The organism is uncultured Gimesia sp., assembly GCF_937919775.1.
In the GTDB taxonomy this organism is placed as follows: Bacteria; Planctomycetota; Planctomycetia; order Planctomycetales; family Planctomycetaceae; genus Gimesia.
Genome location: NZ_CALFPF010000671.1, coordinates 1 through 4,321, shown reverse-complemented (window position 1 = coordinate 4,321; position 4,321 = coordinate 1). Strand labels below are relative to the sequence as shown.

Below are 4,321 nucleotides of genomic sequence, written 5' to 3'. Positions count from 1 at the left end.
TCCTCAAAGAAAAGCTTGTGAAAGAAGGACAGATTCTGGAAGCGCCCGCCGAAGTGAAATACGGACAGAACGGTGTCGATCCGGAAAAATTGCAGGGCATTGTGGTTGATGATTCACAGGCGAAACTGACCGGTGCCTGGGAAAACAGCCGGTCTGCGAAAAAATTTATCGGTTCGAGTTACAGTCACGAATCGAATACACGGGATGGCAAAGCGGTCGCCCGATTTGAAACGAAAGTTCCAGAGGCGGGACGTTATGAAGTACGTTACGCTTATACTCCCAATTCCAATCGCAGTTCTCGGGTCAAAGTCGATCTCCAGCATGCGAAGGGAAAAGAAGCCTGCACGATCAACCAGCAGCAGCAGCCACCTCTGGATGGTGTCTTTATCTCTCTGGGAGAATACGATTTTGTACCGGAGCAGGCGGCGGTGGTTGAAGTCACGAATGCGGACGCTGATGGTTATGTCATCATTGATGCCGTCCAGTGGATACCGGTTGCGAAGTAAAAGGGATTCTGGTCATCGAAATGCTCTGGCAGAAGGAGTCAGTGATGCTGAGAAAACTATGTTTACAGATTCTGTTTTGTCATGTACTGACTTTGTTTGCCGGGCTTGCAGACAACTCCCTGTTCGCCGCTGATACAGTTTCTCAGCGGAACGTGATTCGTGCCATGCGTAGGGCGAGTGAATTTTACCGTGACAAACTCGCCGTGCAGGGCGGCTACGTTTATTACTACAGCCTCGATTTGCAGGAGCGTTGGGGGGAAGGCAAAGCGGGGCCGGACCAGGTCTGGGTGCAACCGCCGGGCACTCCTACGGTGGGCATGGCTTATCTGAAGGCATACCAGGCAACGGGAGATCAATATTATCTCGATGCAGCCACCGATGCCGCTCTGGCGTTGGTGTATGGTCAACTGAAATCGGGTGGCTGGACGAATTCCATCGATTTTAACCCCCGCAGCAAACTCACCGCCGACTATCGTAACGGGCAGGGGAGCGGGAGGGATAATTCCACTCTCGATGATGGCATTTCCCAGTCGGCAATACAGTTGTTGATCCGCGTCGATCAGGCACATCAGTTGAAAAATCAGAAAATCCATGAAGCGGCTATGATCGCTTTGAACGCGTTACTCAAAGCACAATATCCGGTGGGCGCTTTTCCTCAGGTGTGGACCGGTCCCGTGGAAAATATTCCGGGTAAAGCAGCCAGCTTTCCCGATTATGACTGGCGCACGGAAGGCCGGGTCAAGAATTATTGGGACTGTTATACTTTGAACGATGGCCTTGCCGGTTATGTGTCCACCGCTTTGATGGAGGCATATGAGATCTATCAGGATGAACGATATCGACAGGCGGTGCTCAAGCTGGGCGACTTTCTCATTCAGGCCCAGCTTCCCGATCCGCAGCCCGGCTGGGCGCAACAGTACAGTTTTGAGATGCAGCCGATCTGGGCCCGCAAATTCGAACCGCCGGCTGTGACCGGCGGAGAGACTCAGGATGTGATTGAAACCCTGATGAACATTTACCGTTTCAGTGGTGACCGGAAATATCTGGAACCGATTCCACGCGCACTCGCTTATCTGAATCGGTCGCATTTGCCCGATGGACAACTCGCCCGCTATTACGAACTCAGAACCAATCGTCCACTCTATATGGAACGCAATGGGAAAAATTACAGCCTGACCTACGATGATTCGGATTTACCCCGGCATTATGGCTGGAAAATTAAATCGCAGTGGGCAGGCCTGCAACGGGAATATAAAGCGATTGAGTCGGGGCAACCGAAGCCGGTTTTTCAGCCGGGCAGTCGTGAATTAACTTTGCAGGCTCAGATCATTCTCAACGCACTGGACGATCAGGCACGCTGGATCAGTACGAGTACCGGGGAACGGCTGGTCGGGCAGCCCAAATTTCCCGTCAACAGCCGCTATATTGCCAGCGAAGTCTTCAGCCGAAATCTGGAAACCTTAAGCAGCTATCTGCAGGCGCTGAAAGAAAAATAACATCGCTTGAAAATCAGAAATCATTTTTATTAGCGATTTTAGTGTGGAACATCCTTCAGGTGGAAAATGGCATTCATGGTGACCAGCCTGGTTTCTCCCTGTTTGTGCCTGATGATGTTGATGCCCGTGTTGGTTTGAGTGATCTCTTTGGCCCTGCCGATTTCCAGCCCCATCAGTTTTGCCAGATAAACGCGGTTGACGACATTATGCGCGACAATCACGATGGTTTCCCCCGGATGCCGTTCCAGTACATTCTGGATCGCCGGCTCCGAGCGATTGAGTACATCTGCATAAGATTCTCCCCCCTCATACCGATTCTGAGAGGGTTCGTCCATAAATGCGCGATAGGCTTCAGGGGATTCCTGCATGATGATATCCCAGGATTTTCCTTCCCAGAGGCCGACATCACATTCGTGGATCTCTGCGATTTCCTGAGGGATCAGGCCGAATGGTTCGCAGACCGCCAGTGCGGTTTCTCTGGCGCGAATCATGGGACTGCAGTAAACATGCTGGAGGACGCTGTTCCGAGCCAGGAAATCAGACAGCGCGCGGGCCTGTTTTTGTCCCGATTCGCTGAGACTCGGATTGATCCCGCAACCCTGCAGAATATAAGGTCGCTGTTCGTTGGGCGGAGTCGCGCCGTGCCGGATCAACAACAGATTCGTGACCTTGGATTCGGGTTGCGGTACCAGTTCATGGCGTTCCATCTCAAGTCCTTTTAGAAAAATCCAAATCGCTTATCGGGTCTGTTGATTATGCTGAGCCAGTTTCATCGCCGCCTTGATTGCTTCCATGATTCCTCTAGTTTCAGGCACGGTCTCACTCCAGGCAATATCAAAGGCCGTTCCATGACTGGGGCTGGTTCTGACAATGGGCAATCCCAGCGTAATATTAACCGCCTGATCAAAGCCCAGCAGTTTAAAAGGAATGTGGCCCTGATCGTGGTACATCGCGACGACTGCATCGAACTCACCATTTACGGCTCGCCGGATGAGCGTATCAGCCGGCAGCGGACCTGTGGTATCGATGTTAGATTGTTGCGCCCGTTCGACTGCCGGCGCGATGATTCGGGCTTCTTCATCGCCAAACAGACCATGTTCGCCAGCATGAGGATTGAGTGCACAGACTGCAACACGAGGAGAGGACGCGCCCATGATCTGCATCAAATCGGCAATCAGACGAATTTTTTCGTAGATCTCTGGTGTCTTGAGTAAGCCGGGGACACTGGCAATCGAGGTGTGCAGCGTGGCGTGTACAATTCCCAGACCAGCGGGGGGTTTGATGACCTCACTGTGGGGCAGATAGAGCATCATTCCAAAATCTTGTATCTGACAGCGGTCTGCCAGAATTTCGGTATGGCCGGGATAATCGATGCCGGCCAGATGCAAAGACTCTTTATTCAAAGGTGCGGTGGTGATGGCAGCGACTTGTCCTGCCAGACAGTCATCAATGGCGCTCACCAGATAATCGTAGGCAGCACGGCCGGAGCGCGCATCAGTCTGACAGGGAATCGCATCGACCACATCGGCATTTCCACGATCAATGCAGTAAGCCGTTCCCGCTTCGAAAGCAAGATCAGCAGAGACACTGTCGATGGAAATCACCGATAGCGAACTTCCCGAACGCCGTGACGCACGACGCAGGATCTCGGCATTTCCATAAATGACGGGGCGGCAGATTTGATAAACTTCAGCATGAGAACAGAGCGCATCCAGCAGTTGAGGTCCAATGCCCGAAACGTCACCCATTGTTAACGCGATGTAAGGCAAGTTCATAACGTTTCAAAAATTTCACTTTCGTTGAACGAAAGGCCTTGTTTGTCTTTTTCAGAGAGGATTGGTTCCGAAGTAAAAGGCCAGTCGATCTCCAGAGCCGGATCGTTCCAGAGCAGCGTTCTTTCATATTCCGGAAAATAATAGTCACTGCACTTGTACATAAAATCGGCTTGCGGGCTGATGACATAAAACCCGTGCGCAAATCCGGCCGGTACAAACAGCTGCTGGTGATTTTCTGCGGTGAGTGTAATCGAAAATGATTTTCCAAAAGTGGGAGAATTTTTGCGCAGATCAACACACACATCAAGAATTTCACCTCGGACTGCGAAGACCAGCTTCGCCTGCGGTCGTTTGATCTGGAAGTGTAAACCCCGCAAGATTCCCTGCGAGGAGCGGGAAAAGTTGTCCTGAACAAATGGATCGTTGATTCCCGCTTCCTGATAGCGTTGTTGCTGGAACGTTTCCTTGAAAAACCCCCGTTCGTCCGAAAAAACCCGGGGGGTAATGATCAATAAGCCGGGGAAATCAGTCTGCTGTATATCCA

Annotated in this window: 4 protein-coding genes and 1 pseudogene; 2 read left to right on the top strand and 3 right to left on the bottom strand. The window is 51.6% G+C overall.

Features of this window, described 5'->3' with window-relative positions; translation table 11 throughout:
* Together Q0294_RS19070 and Q0294_RS19065 are read left to right on the top strand one after the other, a co-directional pair.
* Positions 1-506 (top strand): annotated as a pseudogene (locus Q0294_RS19070) (FAD-dependent oxidoreductase); the annotation flags it as partial.
* 44 nt (positions 507-550) lie between these two features.
* On the top strand, positions 551-2,002 hold the full coding sequence (locus tag Q0294_RS19065; protein ID WP_299468625.1) for a pectate lyase: 1,452 nt from the start codon (positions 551-553) through the stop codon (positions 2,000-2,002).
* Positions 2,003-2,040: 38 nt separating this feature from the next.
* Here the strand turns inward: Q0294_RS19065 and Q0294_RS19060 are convergent, their stop codons facing one another.
* The 3 genes from Q0294_RS19060 to rfbC form a co-directional block, all read right to left on the bottom strand.
* Positions 2,041-2,709 carry a histidine phosphatase family protein gene (locus tag Q0294_RS19060; RefSeq protein WP_299468623.1) on the bottom strand — a complete coding sequence of 223 codons (669 nt, stop codon included), beginning with the start codon at positions 2,707-2,709 and terminating at the stop codon, positions 2,041-2,043.
* 30 nt (positions 2,710-2,739) lie between these two features.
* Complete coding sequence (gene pdxA / locus Q0294_RS19055; RefSeq protein ID WP_299468621.1) at positions 2,740-3,777, bottom strand: 4-hydroxythreonine-4-phosphate dehydrogenase PdxA; 1,038 nt, start codon at positions 3,775-3,777, stop codon at positions 2,740-2,742.
* On the bottom strand, positions 3,774-4,321 hold a 548-nt coding region (gene rfbC, locus Q0294_RS19050; RefSeq protein ID WP_366917993.1), incomplete at its 5' end, for a dTDP-4-dehydrorhamnose 3,5-epimerase. The genes rfbC and pdxA, both read right to left, overlap by 4 nt.